Below are 19,299 nucleotides of genomic sequence, written 5' to 3'. Positions count from 1 at the left end.
GCGATTCGCGCGCGCAGCCGCAGATTGTCGATCTGGCGAAAGAGTATGAGCCTTACGATCGCGCCGCCACGGGCGTGCGCTGCCCGGAGATCGCCATCTGGCATCCCGAAGAGTCTAACGGCATTACGCTGCTGGTCGCGCCGGGCGGTGGCTATCAGCGCGTGCTTATCGACCGCGAAGGCAGCGCGCTGGCGACGTTTTTTACCGCGATGGGCTATACCCTTGCGGTCATGACCTATCGCCTGCCCTACGACGGCCATCACGAAGGCCCGGACGCGCCGCTGGCGGATGCACAGCGTGCGGTGCGCGTGCTGCGCGAACGCGCCCAGCGTGGTCTGAACGGAAAATATATCGTTATGACGGGCTTCTCGGCGGGCGGCCATGTCGCCGCCAGCCTGGGAACGCGCTTTGCCGAGAAAATCTATCCGGTACAGGACGGCGCGGATAACTTCTCGCCGCGTCCGGACGCGATGGTGCTGGTCTATCCGGTGATCAGTATGCGCGACGGCATTGCGCATGAGAGTTCGCGCACGCGCCTGCTCGGCGCCTGGCCCGATGAGAAAACCATCGAAGCCTATTCGCTGGAGACGCGCGTGCATGCGCAGACTCCGCCAACGCTGCTGATCCACGCGGCGGATGATGAAACGGTCTCGGTGAATAACAGCATGGCGTTTTTCAGCGCGCTCCGCGAACATAAGGTGCCCGCAGAGCTGCACTTCTATCAGAAAGGCGGCCACGGATTCGGCATCCGCGGCGTAGCAGATCTGCCCCTTGCCAGCTGGCCGATGCTGGTGACCGAGTGGCTCAGGGCGAAGACCTGAGGGATCAGGAGGAAGGCGGCGCGCTGTCGCTGGCGCTGCTCTCCTGCGGCGCGGCGTCAGCTGCCGCTGGCGGCGCCATCACCTTATCCCAGATGGCCTGCAGGCTTTTGACGTTAGTCTCCGCTTCGCCTTCCGGCTGCATCAGCACCATGGTTAGCTCCTGCGACAGCTGCTGCCGCAGCTCCTGATTCAGCTGATCGCGCGTCAGGCCGCTCAGAAACGCCTGACGCAGTTTCTGATACTGCTCAGGCGCGATATCCACCACGGCATTCTGCTGCGAACGCAGACGCTGGCTCATCAGCACGTCGGTATCGGTGCGCGCATAGGTAGCGAACAGCTTGTTCAGCTCCAGCAGCTTCTGCGCCATCAGCGCATCAAACTCCTCCTGCGGCAGCCCTTTGTCGCGTACTTCGGCCAGCTCGCGCGCCACCATAGTCAGGCCCGGCTCCAGAGCGTCGTTGCGCGCGTCGAGATTAACCGAGCACTGAGCGCGCTGGTAGAGCACGCGGCAGTCGAAACCGACCTGCAGATTTTGCGTTTTGCTGTCGCCCAGCGTGCGCTGCAGATGCCAGAACAGCGCCTCGCGCGCCAGATCGCTCTGCCAGTAGCGCTGCAGATTTTGCGAATCGCGAATCGGCTGCCAGGGGGTATCCCATACCAGCGCCAGCCTGTCCTGGCTTATTGCGCTATTGACCAGATTGATCGGCTGATGCGGCAGCGGCGACAGGGTTGGCAGCGGCGCGGGCGTGCTGCGCTTGCCTTTCAGCGAGGAGAAGGCTTTATTGATCTGCTCTGCCAGGCTGCGGCTCTCAACGTTGCCGACGACATAGAGCGTCATGGCATCCGGCGTGTACCACTGCTGGTAGAAATCGTTCAGCGCGTTCAGGTCGACGGGCGCGCGCGGCTGCTCGGCGGGATCGTGCGCCAGCAGCGTTGAGCCTTTCAGGCGGTAGCGCCACCAGACGTCCTGGGTACTGGCAGGCCAGGTCGCGGTGGGATCGGAGGCGCTCAGCGCGGTGCTGACCACCTGCTCGTTAATGGACATCTTGCCCGCCGTCGCCGCCAGCCAGTTGAGCGCTTCTTTCAGCAGCTCCGGGCGGTTATTGGGCAGGCTAAGGTTATACTGGGTAAAGTCGTAAGAGACGATCGCAGGCGGCAGCGGATGCTGCGGATCCATCGCCTGCTGCCACAGCGCGCGCTGCTGGTTGGTGTCGAGCGCGGCGTTGTGCACCATCGCCAGACGCGGCAGAAGATGACTGAAGCCGCTCTGCTGAGTGGTTTCCACCAGCGATCCGGTATTCACCACCATGCGCAGTTCAATGCGATCGCTGGGGCGCTGCGGCGTAGTCAGCAGCTGCCAGCTCAATCCGTTATCCAGTTTCCCTTCCTGCCAGGCAGGATCGGGCTGCAGCGTTTCGGCATAAGCGCCAAAACTGGCGGCCACCCACGCTAACCCCCCAACCAAAAGCCGAATTCTGGTGCCCTGCATGTGAACCTCTAATCTAAAAGTCGTTATCACTGGCACGTTTCGCCGTTGTAATACGCGGTGAGTTTTTCTCTTTTTAGCCGCGTCGTTTTTCGACAACAGAGTCTTTGACCACGTGAAGGCCAGGATGTCGCGCAACGAAGTGAAAAACCATGAAAAAAATAAGTGGGCATTATTATGCAAATGCCCGCTGTCAGGGCAAGCAACAGCGGGCATTTAGAGGGTTTTTGCTAAAAAGCAGTAGTTATACGGAGGTTTCCGGCACTTTTTTCGCCTTTGCATTGCCGGAAAGCGTCGCCTTTAACTGGTTTTCATCCAGCTGGCCGACCCACTTCGCCACCACTACCGTCGCCACGCCGTTGCCGACCAGGTTAGTCAGCGCGCGCGCTTCAGACATAAAGCGGTCGATGCCGAGGATGAGCGCCAGACCCGCTACCGGCAGATGGCCTACCGCCGACAGCGTCGCCGCCAGCACGATAAAGCCGCTGCCGGTCACGCCCGCCGCGCCCTTCGAGGAGAGCAGCAGCACCACCAGCAGGGTGATCTGATGGAAGATATCCATATGCGCGTTGGTGGCCTGGGCGATAAATACCGCCGCCATGGTCAGGTAAATCGAGGTGCCGTCAAGGTTAAACGAGTAGCCGGTCGGAATCACCAGCCCCACAACCGACTTTTTACAGCCCAGTTTCTCCATCTTATCCAGCATACGCGGCAGCGCGGATTCAGACGAAGAGGTACCAAGCACAATCAGCAGCTCTTCTTTGATATAGGCGACGAAGCGGAAGATATTGAATCCGGTGACGCGCGCGATAATCCCCAGCACCACCACCACAAACAGCACACAGGTAATATAGAAACAGACAATCAGCTGGCCGAGCTGCACCAGAGAACCGACGCCATATTTACCGATGGTAAAGGCCATGGCACCGAACGCACCGATTGGGGCAAGGCGCATGATCATATTGATGATGCCGAAGATAACCTTCGAAAAGCTCTCAATCACGTTAAAGATCAGCGTGCCGGCACTGCCGAGACGATGCAGCGCGAAGCCGAACAGAATCGCAAACAGCAGCACCTGCAGGATATTGCCGCTGGCGAAGGCGCCGATGACGCTGCCTGGGATCACGTCCAGCAGGAAGGCGACCACGCCCTGCTGCTCCGCCTGCTGGGCATAGACCGCGACCGCTTTCGCATCCAGCGTCGCCGGATCGACATTCATGCCCACGCCCGGCTGCAGTACGTTAACCACCACCAGACCGATAATCAGCGCGATAGTGCTGACGATTTCAAAATAGAGCAGCGCGACGGCGCCTGTGCGCCCTACTGCCTTCATGCTTTCCATGCCGGCGATACCGGTCACGACCGTACAGAAAATCACGGGCGCGATGATCATCTTGATCAGTTTGACGAAGCCATCTCCCAGCGGCTTCATTTGCGTGCCTAGCTCTGGGTAGAAATGGCCTAACAGAACACCGATGCCGATGGCTAACAGCACCTGAAAATAGAGGCTTTTAAACAGTGAAGTTTTCATAAGATGTGTCCACTACAACAGGGTTGTGAGGTTGTCGTTTTAGTGTGTCCGCAAGTAAAGCGCTCCCCGGCGCTGGCGGTTGGCAAAAAATAACACCCTGTTAACGGGATTAATACAGGCCTACAAAGGCCGAGGGTTTTCTGAAAACGCAACTATGAACTGAAACGCTTCAGCAAGACCTTTTGTAACTAATAAACGCGGGAAATCAACGGATCAGGTTGTTAAAACTTTTCGGTTAAAAGGAGTGACGCGCAGAGCGCCCCGCTGCGCTGGCAGGGAGGAAGGACAGGAGCAGGCATTCACTGATGACGCTTCTGCCCTGTTACTGGTCAGAAGCGAGGGCGGGCAGCCAGGCTTGTGTAAACCGCTCCAGCGGCAGCGCTTCGGCATAGAGATAGCCCTGGCCGATATGAATACCGCGCGCCAGCAGCCAGTCGCGCTGCTCTGCGGTTTCGACCCCTTCGGCGATAACGTCAAGATCGATGATTTCAGCGATGGCCGCCACGATGCGCACCATGGTGTCGTCATCCGGCAGCGCGGCGACGAAGCTGCGATCCATCTTCAGCTTGTTGACCGGCAGCGACTTGAACTGATGCAGGTAGTTGAGATTGGAGTAGCCCATGCCGAAATCGTCCAGCGCGACCGCGACGCCCACCGTCTGCAAAGAGCGCAGCAGCGCCATCGCTACTTCGGCATCGCCAATCTGCGCGGTTTCGGTAATCTCCAGCACAAAACTGCCGGGCGCAATCTGGTGACGCTGCAGCAACCCCTGCAGATGATTCACCATGCTGGCGTCACGCAGCTGTACGGCGGAAATATTAACGCTGAGCGGGATGAAGATGCCGCGCTTCTGCCAGCCAGCGAGAATGCGGCACGCCTCTTCAAACACCCAGCGCCCGATGGCGGCAATGACGCCGATCTCCTCCGCGCTGGCGATAAACTCTTCCGAAAGGCCGTAGCTGCCGTCCGGCATGCGCATACGCAGCAGCGCCTCCGCACCCGCCAGCTCGCCGGTTTGCATATTGATCTGCGGCTGAAGAAACAGCCGGAACTGCTCATCCTGCAAACCCTGCAGAATGTCATGCTCCTGCGTCAGGCGCTTTTGCGCGCGCTCGGTAAGCGCCGCATCGAAAAAGAGGATCTGGTTTTTACCTAAATGACGCGCTGACATCATCGCCGAGGTAGCGCGATCGAGCTGCTCGTTGGCGGAGAGGTGCTCTTCGTCATACAGCGCAAGGCCGATGCTGGTATTGGGCCGCAGCTGGAGCTGATGCAGCGTCACCGGCTGGTTAAGGCGGATCATCAGATTGCGCGCCAGGCGCATCGCGCGAAACGGCGTACTGGCGCGCTTCATCAGCAGCGCGAAGTCGCTCGGCCCGGTTTGCGCCAGCAGCGTATGGTCGTCGATGGTGCTGCGTATCTTCTCGACCAGCGTCAGCATCAGGGTGTCGCGCTGCTCGTCGCTCAGTACGCCGTTGGCTTCCTGCAGCGTTTCGATGCGGATTACCATCAACCCAAACCCTTTGCTGTGGCTGCGAAGATGCTGATCGACCAGCGCCAGGAAAAGCGCGCGGTTGGGCAAATCGGTCACGGCGTAGTGGGTGGTCAGCCGACTCATCTCATCATGCACCGACTCCAGCACCTGCTGATTGCGGTTATAGCTGCGGATCAGCATGCCGATCTCATCGTCGCGGTGGCTGGTGGGCAGCGTCAGCTTGTGGGTGAGGATCGCCTGCGGCGGCAATTCCTGCAGCTCGCGCGAGATATTGCGCAGCGGATGGACCACCAGCCGGTTGATGCACCAGCTGATCGCCACCGACAGAATAAGCGCCAGCAGCAGATAGGTGGTGACCATGGTAGAGACGGTGCTGAGGATAAACTGGTAAACGCGCGTGGAGTTGGCCTGCAGCACCAGATAGGCGAGCGGCTTGGGCGAAGCGCTACTCTCGACCGAATAGAGCGGCACAGTGATCTGCACCGGCAGTTCGAACAGGCGAGTAATCAGCAGCGGGATCGGCTTTTCATTTTCGAAGCTGGCGTGCAGCGCCTGAAAGGCGTTAGGCAGAACCACGTCGGCACGCGAAAGGACGCCAGCAGGCTTCAGGGTTTGCAGAATGCGCTCGGCCTGGGCGATATCCGCTTTCAGCACCGCCTCGGAGAGCGGTTGCCGTACGGTATGCGCAATATTCTCCATCTGCTGGGCGTAGTCGATCCTGCGCTGTTGCACAAAATGAAACAGTTGAATGACGATAAAGACAGAGACGGTTATCAGCGCCACCGCAGATACCGTCGCCATTTGCTTTATCGTAAGTGAACGGCTGACGCGCAAAATCTTCTCCAGGCTAAAAAGCACAGCTATCAGACAGGAAAATGCGCAGCAAGTATATCCTGGAACTCACTTTTTTTACTGCCTGCCAGAGTCCGAGTTTTACACGACCCGACGGTTATTTGAAATCTGCGTAAGGGGTAAGCGGCTCTGGCGGCATATCGAGATCGCCATCCCAGCCGGCGGCGGAGTAGCGCACATAGAGCAGCCCGTGGCTCGGGGTATAGTCCTTCGCCTGTTGAATATCCACTCCTGCGCCGATAAACCAGTGCGGTGTAATGCGGCGCTCGACAACGGCCCGTAAAGTATAGCCGACGCCGCCTCCGCTGCTGCTTGACGAGGTGGGATTGCTTGCCAGCGTAAAGCCCGGATTCACCGGATAACGCTGCTGCACGTCTGTTTTCGAATGCGACCAGGAGACCGAGCCGCCCAGATCGAACGACCAGTTTTCGGTACGCTGCCGCCAGGTGACCGGTACGGAAAACGACAGATACTCTTGCGGGCTGTAGTAACCGCCCTGGCCGAAGGTGTAATCGCTGAGATCTTTCTGGTAATGCCACAGCATGGAGTTGAATCCCACGGTGGCGCGCTGGTTATCGGTATTGATCAGCTTGTAGTAGTAGCCCGCCATCAGGCGCTCGCGGCTGTTGTCCGCGACGTTCTCGCCGGTGATCTGATGCGCGCTGATATCGGCCCAGACGCCATGCGCGCCGCCGCGATCGTAGCTCAGCCCGACGCTGCCGCCGGTAGCCACCACGCCGCCCCAGGTTTTGCCGCCGTTAGCCGCCGGGTCGCGCGCGCCCGCAAAGGCGAGCAGCGAACTGGAAACAGGCCGCCGCGAGGCGGTGAGCGTCACGCCGACCTCTTTTACGTCGGTTCTCCAGCTTACCCCACCTACCCAGTTAGTGACCTCAAAGCCGAGCGGCGTCGTGCCGAGATCCGCCGACCAGACGTCGTTGCGCCAGCCGACCCCCAGCGCGGTGCCTTCGTCGCGCTGGCTGGCGTAGCGGCTGCAGCCGCCTGAGTTCGCATCGTCGCAGCTGCCGAACGTCTCGTCAAAACTGCCGTTGCTGGTAGAGAACGTGCCTGCAGACACCTGAACGCGATCGAGTCGTACAAAGCCGCGTCCGTCGGCAAGCGGCGTTTCCGCCTGCAGCATTGTGGTATGGGCGGTAAAGTCGGAAATGCCGCCGGTGCCCTTGTTACGCGAATAATCCTGCTCCAGCATCAGCGTGGTGTCCTGCTGGCGATAGAGATCGGCGGCGTCGCTGCGAATGCTGCGCTTCAGCCAGTCATCCTGCGCGTTATTGCGCGTCAGCCTGCTGATATTCTCGCCGTCGCCGATACCGCTGGCGACCATCGCCTGCCGGTAATCCGCCAGCGCGGCGTCGGGCTGCTGCTGCGTGCGTTCAAGCCGCGCCGCATCGCGAAATACCAGCGCCTTATCCTGCGAAGGCGGCTGCGAGGCGGCGCGCTGCTTCAGACCCGCAAACTGCGCGGCGGCCTGCGTGACGTCGCCTGTCGCCTGCCACGCCAGCGCCACGCGGCGGTCGGCGTTCAGGCTGGCCTGCGCGGGCGGCAGTGCTTTTAGCGCCGCGCGCGCCTCGCTGGTGCGGTTCAGCGCCACCAGCGCCTCGATACGCCCGAGCGACGCATCGCCGTTGTCGGCGTCACGCGCGAGCACCTGCTGATACCCATCAAGCGCCTCCTGCGCATCGCCGCGCGCCAGCGCCCAGTCAGCCAGCGTCAAATCGCGGCGGCTGGAGGCGGGCTGCTGACGCAGCAGCGCAATGGCCTCTCTTTCCTGCCCTGCCGCGCGTAACGCCTCCGCACGCGCGAACAGCTTATTCTGCACCAGGCGTTCAGCCAGCTCGCGCATATTGCTGTTCCACTGCGCCTCCGGCAAACGGTGCAGCGCCGCCAGCGCCGCCTCGTCGTCATCCTTGCCGGAGAGATAAAGCGCCGAAGCATAGAGCGCGCTCGCATCCTGGGGACGCTGCTGCTGTAGTGCCGCCATAACGGCATCCGCCTGCTGCGGCGCGCCGCCGTTGCGCAGCGCACCAGCCAGTCGATAGCTGAGCCAGACGTCGTCCGGCGACAGCGCCTGCGCCTGGCGATATTTATCCGCCGCCTCTGACCAGCGGCTCTGCTGCGCCAGCGCGTCGGCCTCGGCGCGCAGGCTGTCGCTGCGCAGGGAGCGCAGGGTATCGGCCAGCGCGCGCTGCTGCGCGGCAGGCAGGCCGTTAATAAACTGCATTGCGCGCGCTGGCGACTGCGTCTGATAGAGTCCCGCCAGGCGGCGAACCGCAGTGGTATTGCTGGCGTCAAGGCGCAGCGCGCGCTGCCATAACTGCTCGGCGCTCTGCGCATTGTTGCGCGCCATCGCCACGTCCCCAAGGCCGATTAGCGCATAGCTGTCGGTGTTATCCAGCGCCTGCGCGTCGTGATAGCGGCGTTCTGCGCCGTCGAGATCGTGCTGCGCCAGCGCCTTATCGCCTTCGTCAATGGCCTGCCAGTAGCGGTTGGTTTGCAGCAGCGACTGCCACTTGCCTACCTGCGTGCTTTGCTGGCCTGCCTGAATCGCGCGTTCCAGCCAGAGAACAGCGGCGGCGCGATTGTTGGCACGCGCCTGTGCCTGGCCCATTGCGCCCATCAGATCCGCATCGTTGGGATTCGCCTTTAGCGCGGCGTTCAGCGTCTCGATGGCATCTGCGCCACCGCCTGCGTCCACCAGTGCCAGTCCGCGCATACGTTCGCGATAAGCGGGATCGGCGAGCAGCGCCTGCTGTTTCGCCAGTGCGTCCAGCCCCTGCTTCTGCGCGTCGCCTTCGGTAAAGACGGAGAGGTACTCTTTCAGCTGCGCTACGCTGCTGTCGCTGACCGGCTGATTGGTGATCTGCTGCAGCCAGAGTTCCGCCGCCGCGTCGCGTCCGCCATTGCTGTTCGCCAGTCGCTTCAGCTGCTCCACCGCCTGCGCCGTCTGCTGACGATCGAACGCCATGCGCGCGATTTGCAGCTCAACGCCGATATTGCCGGGATAGCGCTGCTCCAGCGCCTGTAGCTGCTGATAAGCGACATCCTGCTGGCCCGGTATGCGCGCCAGCAGTCGCCAGTACTCCAGCGCGGTATTCGCATCGGGAAAGACGCCGTTGAACAGCGCGTCGTAGGCGCTTTTCGCTTCCGCCAGGCGGCCGGAGGTGGCGAACAGGCGCGCCTCCTGCAGCTTCTGCCGTCCCTCAGACGACATCAGCGCCAGACCCACGGCGGATTCGCGCGTCGCCGCCGAATCGGGCGCAACTTTTTTCAACTGATCCAGCAGCGTCTGTGCGGCGGCGACGTCACCCTGATGCAGCGCCAGCCGCAGACGCGCCGCCAGCACCTGCGGATTATCGGGGTCGATCTTCTCCAGCCGGTAGAGCGACTGCTGTACCAGATCATATTTGTTGGTCGACTCACCGGTGCGGATCTGCGTCAGCAGCCAGTCCACCGGCGAGACCTCCGGGCCTGCGCCAGGCGCGGCCAGTCCCGGCAGCGCGCCTAGCACGCCGCTCAGCAGCAGACTCGCCCGTAGCGCGTAAGCTTTATTCATCTTCATCATCAAGCAGACGACGGCGGGTAATGATGCGCATCAGGCGCCAGGTCATCAGCGCGAACAGCACCACGACAAAGACCGCGCAGAGCGCCAGCCAGAACGGATGCGTCGCCAGCATTGTCCATAAACGCTCCCACCAGGGCAGATGGCCGACAAAATAGTTACCGCCGACGCGCAGGCTGTTAACGCCCGACTCGCGAATAATGGCGGCGGAGCCGAAAATCGCGCCGCGCTTGCCGCTGTCGGTCAGCGCATCGTTCAGCAGCTGCCAGGCGCGCGGAGTGCCGTCCGCCAGCAGCGCGACTACGCTGCGCTGATCGTTAAACGGCGACTGGAAGCCAATGACCGTCGCCAGCGCACCGCGCGAACCGATGGCGGTGGTGCTCTCTACCGCGCGGTCGCTGTCGCTGAGGCTGCCGTTATCGGTGGCTGCCTGGCGCACAGGCGTGTTGATCCAGCTTGCGGCGGCGTCAACCAGCGCGCTGATCCGGCGGTCATCCTGGAGATCTTTCGGGATGTCGCCGATCATCAGCAGATCGGCGTCCTGATCCTTCGCCTTGCTCCAGTCGTCGGTAAACTGCACCCGCAGCGCCGGATAGCCGGTTTGCGCGCCGATATTACCCAGCGCGTTAAGCATCGTGCCGACCTGCTGCGCGTCGGGTTTCGGCTGCACCAGTACCAGCGTTTGCGCCAGATCGGCGTAGCGCGTGAAGGGGAAACCCGCGCCAGACCAGGCGCGCAGTGAAGGCATTTCGATATAGTGACGGTAGCCGGAGAAATCGACGCTGGAACTTTCATCCACCACTACATGATGGCTGACCGGCGTAACGGTTTCGCAGCGTCCGTCGGACGTGCCGCCGATATAAGTATTGGAATAGTCGAAGTCGAAGCGCAGCTGATTTACCACGCCGAGACGCAGCGCCGGGATCGTCAGCTGACGGCTGTTATCCTGCAATCCCTGAACCAGCGGAATATGCAGCAGCTGCTGACCGGCGGTGTTTTTCGGCGGCAGCGGGTAGTCCTGAATGAACTGGTTATTCAGGTTGACCGCTAGCCGCGAGCCGTCTGCCTGGAACGGCGCGGTGTAGCGATAGCTTAAATCCATATCGATGCCGCGCGCGCGCACCAGAAACAGGTCGGGCGGCAGATTAAGCGTCAGGCTGACTGGATTCGGCTGCAGGCCGTCGGACTGCAGCTGGTTCTCATACTGCGTCAGTTCGGCGAATGTGGTGCGTCGATCGGTTCGCACCCAGTTCGGCGCGTCGTAGGCTTTGCGCGGCGCGAGCAGCTTCACGCTGTCGATGGTGGACGTATCGCCGCGCAGCAGTAGTTCACCCTGCGCGATGCCCTGCACTGCCGTCAGCAGATCCTGGTCGTTGCGCCCCAAAATCAGCAGCATCTTTTCGTAAGGATTGTCGGGCTGGCTGACAATCTCCACCGTGGGTTTAGTCACCGGCGGCAGATCTTTCAGAAAGTCCGGGCGAGCGTCATTGGTAGCAAAGACAATGGCATGCTGCTGCTGCGGCAGCTGATTGTAGAGCACCGGGAAGTTCTGGCCGCGCCATGCGGCTTTGCTGCCGAACCAGGAGGCGAGTATCGCGGCGGCGCGCTGCTGCGTCACGTCCGGCTGCGCGGCAAAGACGACCGGCAGCGTCAGCGGACGCTTGTCGCGCGCGTCGAAGAATGGCTCCGGGAAGTGCGACAGGTCATTTTTCAACGGCAGCTTTTGCAGCGTTAAATCGATGCCGCTCTCTTTGCCGATATCGAGCCAGATGGTGCTGTTGGCCGGGTTCTCGCAGACGTTGGCGTAATGGCCAACCAGCTCAAAGCGCACGCGGTTGAAGTCGGTGATAAAGCGCGGATCGATCGCCAGCTGGGTTTGATTCTCTTTGCCGAGCTGCTCCGGCGTCACGGTAATAACGCCGATCAGTTCATCGTTGAGGTAAACCTTAAGCTGTGACAGCGTCGGCAACAGCGCGGGCGAGGGACGGTAGCTGAGGTTAAGCAGCGCACGCGTCACCACCTCGTCGCTGCGCACGCCGAACTCAATCTGACCGTTCGGCTGGGTGCCGCGTAGCGTCATGCTGCCCGGCGGCGGTGCCAGCTGGGTAAAGTCGAGCTGGCTGTCGCGCAGCGGCGCGGCGGGGCCCTGCGGCGCGGCCTGAACCGGCGCCGGATCAGCGACGTTCGCTGGCGCGGCGTCCTGCGCAGCGGCGCAGCTCAGCGTTGCGGTGCCCAGCAGCAGGGCGGTAAACCAACCGTTTACTCTCGTCATCGTCATATCATCAACTCAATACGTTTTTTGAAGCGGGCCCACGTCCGATGCCCTGCGGCAACAGTGAGGCCAGCCAGCTCACCCCAGCGGTAAGCAGGTTAAACAGCCGACGTAACTGCGGCGGACCATATTCCGCCAGGCGCAGATAGCCTTTAAAGCCGAGGATCATAATGTCGGCGAGGCTCTGCACCGGTTTATCTTCCGGGAAACCGTCCTGCCACAGCGCCCAGGTATCGGCGCGGGCGAAGGTGCACTGGATAAATTCGATATGCTGCTGGGTCGTAAGCTGATGCAGGCGAATACCGGCGCGCAGGCCAAAAACGCGCTGCACGCGGCAGGGAAAGCTGAACTCCTGCTGGCCGCGGCGCAGCAGCAGCCAGACCTTTTCATCTTCCTTGAGCGCATTCGGCTCACGCAGCTCGACGCCGACGCCGCCGTCGGAGTAGTCGCGCAGCGTACAGGGCAGCATATGCCCGTCTTCGCGCGCAATGGCGGCTGGCATGGCGATCTCCACGCGGTGCGCCTCGCGGATTTGCCGCGCCTCGACGGAAACTGCCACCGCGCCACCGAGGATCACCATGTTGTAGACGACCCAGACCAGGCTCACCCATACAGTTAACACTTCATTGGCCGGGCCGTTGTGCATGCGCCAGAACGCCATCGCGACGCCCGCCAGGTTGAGCAGCACCAGGAACATATAGGGTTTAGTGATCACCCAGTCGAGATGATGCTCCTCGACCAGACCGCCTTTCGCCGTCACGTTGAATTTGCCCTTATGCGGGTTAAACAGAGCTACGGTGGTCGGTCGGGCGATATACCAGGCCAGTACGGTTTCATACACCTCGCTCCAGAAGGAGTGACGCCAGCGACCCTGAATGCGCGAGTTGGTCAGGCTGGTGTGCAGCATATGCGGCAAGACGTAGATGGCGATCGCCAGCGCGGGGGCGTAGATGATGTAAGCGTGGCAGAGCAGAAACGCCAGCGGTGCCAGCAGGAAGATCAGCCGCGGAATGCCGGAAAGAAAGTGCAGCATGGCGTTGGCGTAGCAGAGGCGCTGCACCCACTTCAGTCCCTTGCCGAATAAGGGGTTATCAAGACGGAAAATCTGCACCATGCCGCGCGCCCAGCGGATGCGCTGGCCAATATGCGCCGACAGGCTTTCAGTCGCCAGCCCCGCCGCCTGAGGAATGCGGATATAGGCCGAGGCGTAGCCGCGCCGGTGCAGACGCAGCGACGTGTGCGCATCTTCGGTAACGGTCTCCACTGCAATGCCGCCGATCTCATCCAGCGCGCTGCGGCGCAGTACGGCGCAGGAGCCGCAGAAGAAGGTGGCGTCCCAGGTATCGTTGCCGTCCTGCACCAGGCCATAAAACAGCGAGCCTTCGTTCGGCGTGCGGCGGAAGCGGCCCAGGTTGCGCTCAAAGGGATCGGGCGAGAAGAAGTGGTGCGGCGTCTGCAGCATCGCCAGCTTCGGGTCCTTAATAAACCAGCCGATAGTCATCTGCAGGAAGGCGCGCGTCGGCACATGGTCGCAGTCGAAAATCGACACGAAGTCGCTGCGGCAGCGCGTTTTCAGCGCGTGGTTAATATTGCCCGCCTTAGCGTGTTCGTGCGTCGGACGCACCACATAGTTAACGCCGACGCTGGCGGCGAATTCGCGAAACTCTTCGCGGCTGCCGTCGTCAAGCAGGAAGATATTGAGCCGGTCTTTCGGCCAGTCGATGCCCATCGCCGCATAGATGGTCGGCTTAACGACGCTGAGCGGCTCATTGTAGGTCGGCACCAGCAGATCGACGCTCGGCCACTGATCGAGCGTTGTCGGCATCGAAACCGGCTGGCGGTTAAGCGGCCAGAGCGTCTGGAAATAGCCCAGCACCAGCACCACCCAGGCGTAGGTTTCCGCGGCAATCAGCAGCAGGCCGAACACCAGGCTGAGCGGATCGTCCCAGTTTAACGTCGAGGTATAACGCCACCACAAATAGCGGCAGGAGACGGTCAGCGACAGCACAATCAGCATCATGGTGGGGAAGCGGCCCGGCACGCGCCGTACCAGCATCGCCAGGCACCAGAGCAGCACCACAAAGATAAACTGCGTCATCAGCCCGAACGGCTGGCTGATGCAAAGCAGCGCCAACAGCGAGGCGAACAGCGCCGCGCCGATAAAGATCAGGCGACGCGTCAACGGCGACAACCGCTGCAGCCGCTGCTCAATGCGCTCGTCGACGTTGCCTGTCTGCACGCGCGCGGAAAGCGCATCGAGCCACTGATAACCGCGCTGACGCCAGCGAAACAGCGGCTGGAAGGCTTTAAAGCGCTGCCGTTCGCTGCGGCTGCTGTCATCCTGCGGCAGGGTAACGACCAGCCATAGCGTCTGCACCAGATAGCGCAGAATGTCTAACGGACGCGGCCGTTCCGGCGAGATATGCGGGTAGAGACGACGGCGATCCTGAATAATGCGCTGCCAGCCCGGCGTTTCAAAACGCAGCAGCATCCAGCCCAGCGAACACCAGAGCAGATTCAGGCCGCTGGCGAAGCGGGACGCTCCATTGTCGCGCGCCGTCGTATAGCGCAAACGCAGCGCCTGCCAGACCGGCGCGGTCAGCAGCCAGCGCAGCGGATTCATGGACGCGCTCCGTTCAGATGAAGCAGTAGCCAGTTCGCCAGCGTGGTGATCTCTTCGCTGACCAGCGCGTGCGGGCGGTACTCCCCTACCGGCTGCTTCATCATCAGCGCTTCCGCCAGCGCTTCGTCACGGTGGATTAGCAGCGGGATCAGGTTATTCAGTGACGCGACCCACAGCTGATGCAGATCCTGCTGCAGGCGGCTGTTGGCGTTGAACTGGTTGATAATAAAGCGCGTATGCGGCGTAAAACGCTGCTGATGGAGGCGCAGATGGCAGTTGGCGTCCGGCGTTAACACGCGCAGCACGCCGTCGAGCCGCTCATACAGCGTTTCATGCCAGGGCAGCAAATCGGCGGGAAGGTCAAAAATCAACCACTTATAGCGACTATTCAGATCCGCCAGCGCATCAAGCAGCGGCGCGGCGGCCGCGGGTTCCTGCCGCAGCAAAGTGAAGTCCTGCTGATGAGAAAGCGGGCCGTGAGGCAGCAGATCAGGGCCATGAGGATAGCGCAGCGCGGCTGCCTGCCAGGCGTCGCCGCGGCGCAGCGCCTGCATCCAGCCGTTTTCCGGCAGCGCGGGCAGGTTGAAGTGCGCGCCAAGCTGGCTGGACGGAGAGCCGTCAATCAGCAGCACGCTTTCTCCGAGGGCCGTCAACGCCCAGCCGAGCGCCGCGCAGAGCGAAGTTGCGCCCGTCCCACCGCGTACGCCTTGCAGCGCGATCAGCGGCATTAGCGCGTACGTCCCGGCCTGTCGCCCGCCGTTTCAGCTAACAACGGCCAGCGCGCCACGATATTCGTCAAACGCTCTTCACGGGCAATATCAATATAGCGAAAAGCTCGCAAAGAAAAAGCGTCGCACAAGGCGCTAATATCATCCTGACGTTGGCCGTCTGACGCGACCAGAGTATAAGCATTTTCATTTTTCATTACTTTTCGCCACGGATAAAAAAATGGTTATATTTACGCGGGATTTAAATGAGCTCCGCCTGAATCGACGCGTTGATAGAACAATGCGAACCCGTTTGCCATAGCCATAAAGTATTTTTAAATTTCTTTGGTTTCATCCTGCCCCGTCTATAATAAGCTAGCCTGGACTGGACAAATCGCGAATTCAATATGAAAAATTCCTTTGCGCTGGGGCTGTTGCAGGTTCAGCCTGAATTAACGGTATTGCAAACGCCCGGCTGTTATTGGGTAACCTGCGCGCGTCAGGAAGACGCGCGCGCTTTTATTCGCCAGGCCATCTCGGCACAGCAATCCGTCACCCTTATCAGCGCAGACGAAAAGCCACGCGATCTTTTGACGCCGGACCCTGCAGGCGGGCCTGATCGTATCCCACTGTTTTCTCTTCCTAAAAATAAAAGCAGCCTGCTGCGTCTGGAGAGCGACTTTACCCGTAAACTCAGCAGTAAAAACGGCCTGGTGATTTTTAACAGCGGCGCGGCGCAGTGGGATAAACTTGACGACGCGGAGTTAACCTCCTGGATAAAGCGTATGCGCCGGGTGCTGAATAAAAAGCAGATGACGCTTTTAATGGTCACGTCAGGCGCAACGATAATTAACCTGCGTAATAATCTTCAGCGTTATTTTCGCCAGCTGGACGGCGTGGCTCATTTAACTTTTCAACAGGATAGCTGGCAATATCGAATTAACTGGTGGTACGCCGGCGATCGGTTGCTCGCCGATCGCGCCATTCGGCTTGACTGCAAAGACGATCGTTTTTACGCCGTAAATGAAAATGAAAAGCAGGAACCGCTCAGCCTTAACGACGAGCAACATTATCTTGCGGATAAAATAGTGCTGGAGGGCGCGCCGCCGCTCTCCCGTCAGTGGCAGCTCTTTGATGATAATGAACAGGTCTTTTTCCGCGCGCAGCAGGCGAGCGCCGCGACGGTGGTTTTCAGCCTGACCCGCAGCGACTACATCGGCGAGCTGGCGAAAATGGTGCACAGCCTGCGCCGCGCGCGCGGCAACGGCTTAAAAATCGTGGTGCGCGAGATGGGCACCAGCCTGCGCTACAGCGATGAGCGCCTGCTGCTGGCGTGCGGCGTCAGCGCCATTGTGCCGACCAGCGCCACCATGTCGCGCTTCCTGACAACGCTGGAAGGCCTGCAGGGTCAGGTATTCAACCGCCGCGTGCCTGCCAACCTGGATGCGTTGACCGCCGCGCTGCAACCACTGCAGGAGAAAGGCTATCTGCGTCTCGACGCCTTCTGTCAGGCGGTAGGACAGCTGATTGGCAATACGCTACTGCCAGAGAACGATAAAGGTTTGCTGGTGGCGCTGCGCCCGGTGCCGCAGCTCAAACCGCAGCAGATTTTAACCCTGTGCAAACCGCGCCGCTTCGGCGATCTGGTCACGGTGCTGGACGATCGCGTCATTCTTTTTCTCTCCTCCTGCCGCTATAACGATCTTGATAAGGCGTTGAAATTTATCTTTTCTTTGCCGCATGACGAGCTTTTCGCTAACCGGCTGGTATGGTTTGAGGACAATCAAATTCTGGCTGAAATCAATAATATAAAGAACCTGACGCCCAATGCGCTGCAGGACATTACACCGGAGCTTCAGCCAACGCAGCCCGCCGCGGAACCGGTTGAAACCCGCGAGCGCCCCACGCCGCAGCCCATCATTTTACTGGCGGAGAGTAAAACCCGATGAACCTGATGGACTGGGTGCAAATTGCGCTCTTAATTTTGGTTATTTTATTGTTTTTAAAGCCGTTATATCGGCAATGGCTGCCGAGTCGCTGGAACGGCATGTTGAATCGCCTGCTGCCCGCTCGTGCGCTAAAGTCTGAAGGTCACTGGCAGCGTAAATCCTCGAAAAAGGATGCAAATCATTAATGAATAACGATCAATCCACTTCCGCTCACTCTTCCCGCTTATGGTCTTACTGGCGCGGGCTGGGCGGCTGGAATTTCTATTTTCTGCTTAAGTTCGGCCTGCTGTGGTACGGCTACCTCAATTTCCACGCGCTGAGCAATCTGGTATTCCTGGCCTGGCTGTTGTTCCCCCTGCCCTCGCCGCGCCTGCATCGTCTTCGCAGCTGGATATCGCTTCCCATCGGCTTCGGCCTGTTCTGGCACGATACCTGGCTGCCGGGCATAGAGAGTATCCTTAGCCAGGGCAACCAGGTGGCGGGCTTCTCCGGCGCCTACCTGCTCGATCTGGTTAATCGCTTCATTAACTGGCAGATGGTCGGCGCCGCCTTTGCGCTGCTGGTGCTCTATCTGTTTATCTCGCAGTGGATACGCGTGACGGTGCTGGTCTCCCTGATGCTGATCTGGCTTAACGTGCTGACTATCGCTGGCCCCGCGCTGTCGCTGCTGCCAACCAAAGCCGCCACGCCGGAAGTGGTGCTGAATCAGACCCCTGCCGCCGGTCAGCCGCAGGCCGCCAGCGCGCCGGACGGTCTTGATCAATCGGCGCCGCCTACCAGCGCCAATCTAACCGCCTGGCTGAACCGCTTTTACGACAGCGAACGCAAGCGCGTGACCCATTTTCCCGACAGCCTGCCGGCAGATTCGCAGCCGTTCGACATTCTGGTGGTGAATATCTGTTCGCTCGCCTGGTCGGATATGGACGTCTCTCAGCTGCGCAGCCATCCGCTGTGGCAGCACTTTGATATCGTACTGAACAACTACAACTCCGCTACCGGCTACAGCGGCCCGGCGGGTATTCGTCTGCTGCGCGCCAGCTGCGGTCAGACCTCGCACAGCGACCTCTATAAGCCGACCGATGCGAACTGCTATCTGTTTGATAATCTGGCGAAGCTGGGCTTTAAAGAGCAGCTGATGATGGACCACACCGGCGTGTTTGGTAACTATCTGAAGGAACTGCGCGACGACGGCAATATTCAGGCACCGCTAATGTCGCAGGCGGGTATTGCGCCAGAGCTGACCTCATTTGACGGCTCACCAGTGTTCAACGATGCGCAGCTGATGCAGCGCTGGCTTGACGATCGCAGCAAGAGCAGCGATGCGCGCAGCGCCACGTTCTATAACCTGATCCCGCTGCATGACGGCACGCGCGATCTGGGCAGCACTCAAACCGCGCCGTGGAAGCCGCGCGCGCAGGTGCTGTTCGATCAGCTTGACGCCTTCCTGACGAATCTTGAGAAGTCGGGACGACGCGTGATGGTGCTGGTGGTGCCGGAGCATGGCGCGGCGCTGCAGGGCGACAAGATGCAGATGTCTGGCTTGCGCGATATTCCCAGCCCGAGCATTACCCATGTGCCGGTTGGCATTAAGTTTGTCGGCATGAAGGCGCCGCATCAGGGCCAGCCGTTAACCATTGATGCGCCCACCAGCCTGCTGGCGATTTCCGAACTGGTTTCTCGCGTAGTGGACGGTCAGGTATTTAACGCGCCGAACGTGAATATGTCGGTGCTGGCGGACAAGCTGCCGCAGACGCCGGTTGTCTCGGAAAATGACAATGCCGTGGTGATGATGTATCAGGGCAAGCCCTGGATCCGGTTGAACGGCGGTGACTGGGTGGCTTATCCGCAGTAAGCGGGGTTCGCTGCGCGAGCGGCTGGCTCTGTGCAGGTTCCGCCCGCCAGGCGTCGGGGAGTTTCAGCAGCTGCGCTGCCGGCGTGCGTGTTAAGGGGCTCGCCAGCCCCTTAACAATCCCGGCTTCCGGCAGCCTC

General features: G+C 60.6%; 12 protein-coding genes. 4 read left to right on the top strand and 8 right to left on the bottom strand.

From position 1 onward, the window contains the following. A partial coding sequence (locus B3797_RS19305; protein WP_311791919.1) for an alpha/beta hydrolase occupies nt 1-821 on the top strand: 821 nt, incomplete at its 5' end. 4 nt (nt 822-825) lie between these two features. On the opposite strand, the gene B3797_RS19300 is transcribed toward B3797_RS19305, so the two are convergent. The 8 genes from B3797_RS19300 to bcsR all read right to left on the bottom strand — a co-directional run bounded on the left by B3797_RS19300 (nt 826) and on the right by bcsR (nt 15,579). Continuing rightward, on the bottom strand, nt 826-2,310 hold the full coding sequence (locus B3797_RS19300) for a pitrilysin family protein (RefSeq protein WP_311784241.1): 1,485 nt from the start codon (nt 2,308-2,310) through the stop codon (nt 826-828). A 241-nt stretch (nt 2,311-2,551) separates the two neighbouring features. Next, nucleotides 2,552-3,838, bottom strand: coding sequence for a dicarboxylate/amino acid:cation symporter (locus tag B3797_RS19295; RefSeq protein WP_311784240.1), 1,287 nt, complete (start codon nt 3,836-3,838; stop codon nt 2,552-2,554). Between the two features lie 322 nt (nt 3,839-4,160). After that, complete coding sequence (gene hmsP, locus B3797_RS19290; protein WP_311791918.1) at nt 4,161-6,167, bottom strand: biofilm formation regulator HmsP; 2,007 nt, start codon at nt 6,165-6,167, stop codon at nt 4,161-4,163. A 115-nt stretch (nt 6,168-6,282) separates the two neighbouring features. Further along, the gene (bcsC, locus tag B3797_RS19285; protein WP_311791917.1) at nt 6,283-9,753 is read right to left on the bottom strand and encodes a cellulose synthase complex outer membrane protein BcsC; all 3,471 of its coding nucleotides are present in this window, start codon (nt 9,751-9,753) and stop codon (nt 6,283-6,285) included. Further along, entirely contained in the window at nt 9,746-12,037 is a 2,292-nt protein-coding gene (gene bcsB / locus B3797_RS19280; RefSeq protein ID WP_311791916.1) for a cellulose biosynthesis cyclic di-GMP-binding regulatory protein BcsB, read from the bottom strand. Before bcsB ends, bcsC begins: the two co-directional genes overlap by 8 nt. A gap of 4 nt (nt 12,038-12,041) precedes the next feature. Continuing rightward, complete coding sequence (bcsA, locus tag B3797_RS19275) at nt 12,042-14,654, bottom strand: UDP-forming cellulose synthase catalytic subunit (protein WP_311791915.1); 2,613 nt, start codon at nt 14,652-14,654, stop codon at nt 12,042-12,044. Continuing rightward, a complete protein-coding gene (gene bcsQ / locus B3797_RS19270) occupies nt 14,651-15,382 on the bottom strand; it encodes a cellulose biosynthesis protein BcsQ (RefSeq protein ID WP_311784235.1) in 732 nt (243 codons plus the stop codon). Before bcsQ ends, bcsA begins: the two co-directional genes overlap by 4 nt. Next, nucleotides 15,382-15,579 carry a cellulose biosynthesis protein BcsR gene (bcsR, locus tag B3797_RS19265; protein WP_311784234.1) on the bottom strand — a complete coding sequence of 66 codons (198 nt, stop codon included), beginning with the start codon at nt 15,577-15,579 and terminating at the stop codon, nt 15,382-15,384. Before bcsR ends, bcsQ begins: the two co-directional genes overlap by 1 nt. A gap of 189 nt (nt 15,580-15,768) precedes the next feature. Here bcsR and bcsE point away from each other — a divergent pair, with 189 nt between their 5' ends. Genes bcsE through bcsG form a run of 3 tightly spaced genes read left to right on the top strand, consistent with a single transcriptional unit; the run spans nt 15,769 to nt 19,162 of the window. After that, on the top strand, nt 15,769-17,310 hold the full coding sequence (gene bcsE / locus B3797_RS19260) for a cellulose biosynthesis protein BcsE (protein WP_311784233.1): 1,542 nt from the start codon (nt 15,769-15,771) through the stop codon (nt 17,308-17,310). Beyond that, nucleotides 17,307-17,495 carry a cellulose biosynthesis protein BcsF gene (gene bcsF / locus B3797_RS19255; RefSeq protein ID WP_311784232.1) on the top strand — a complete coding sequence of 63 codons (189 nt, stop codon included), beginning with the start codon at nt 17,307-17,309 and terminating at the stop codon, nt 17,493-17,495. The genes bcsE and bcsF overlap by 4 nt, the downstream gene beginning before the upstream one ends. Further along, a complete protein-coding gene (gene bcsG / locus B3797_RS19250; protein ID WP_311791914.1) occupies nt 17,495-19,162 on the top strand; it encodes a cellulose biosynthesis protein BcsG in 1,668 nt (555 codons plus the stop codon). The genes bcsF and bcsG overlap by 1 nt, the downstream gene beginning before the upstream one ends. The last annotated feature ends 137 nt before the right edge of the window (nt 19,163-19,299 follow it).

Origin of the sequence: Pantoea sp. UBA5923, from assembly GCF_002431095.1 — a bacterium.
GTDB classification, from domain to species: domain Bacteria; phylum Pseudomonadota; class Gammaproteobacteria; order Enterobacterales; family Enterobacteriaceae; genus Pantoea; species Pantoea piersonii.
Note: the sequence above shows the minus strand (reverse complement) of the source record. Positions and strands in the feature narration are given on the sequence as shown.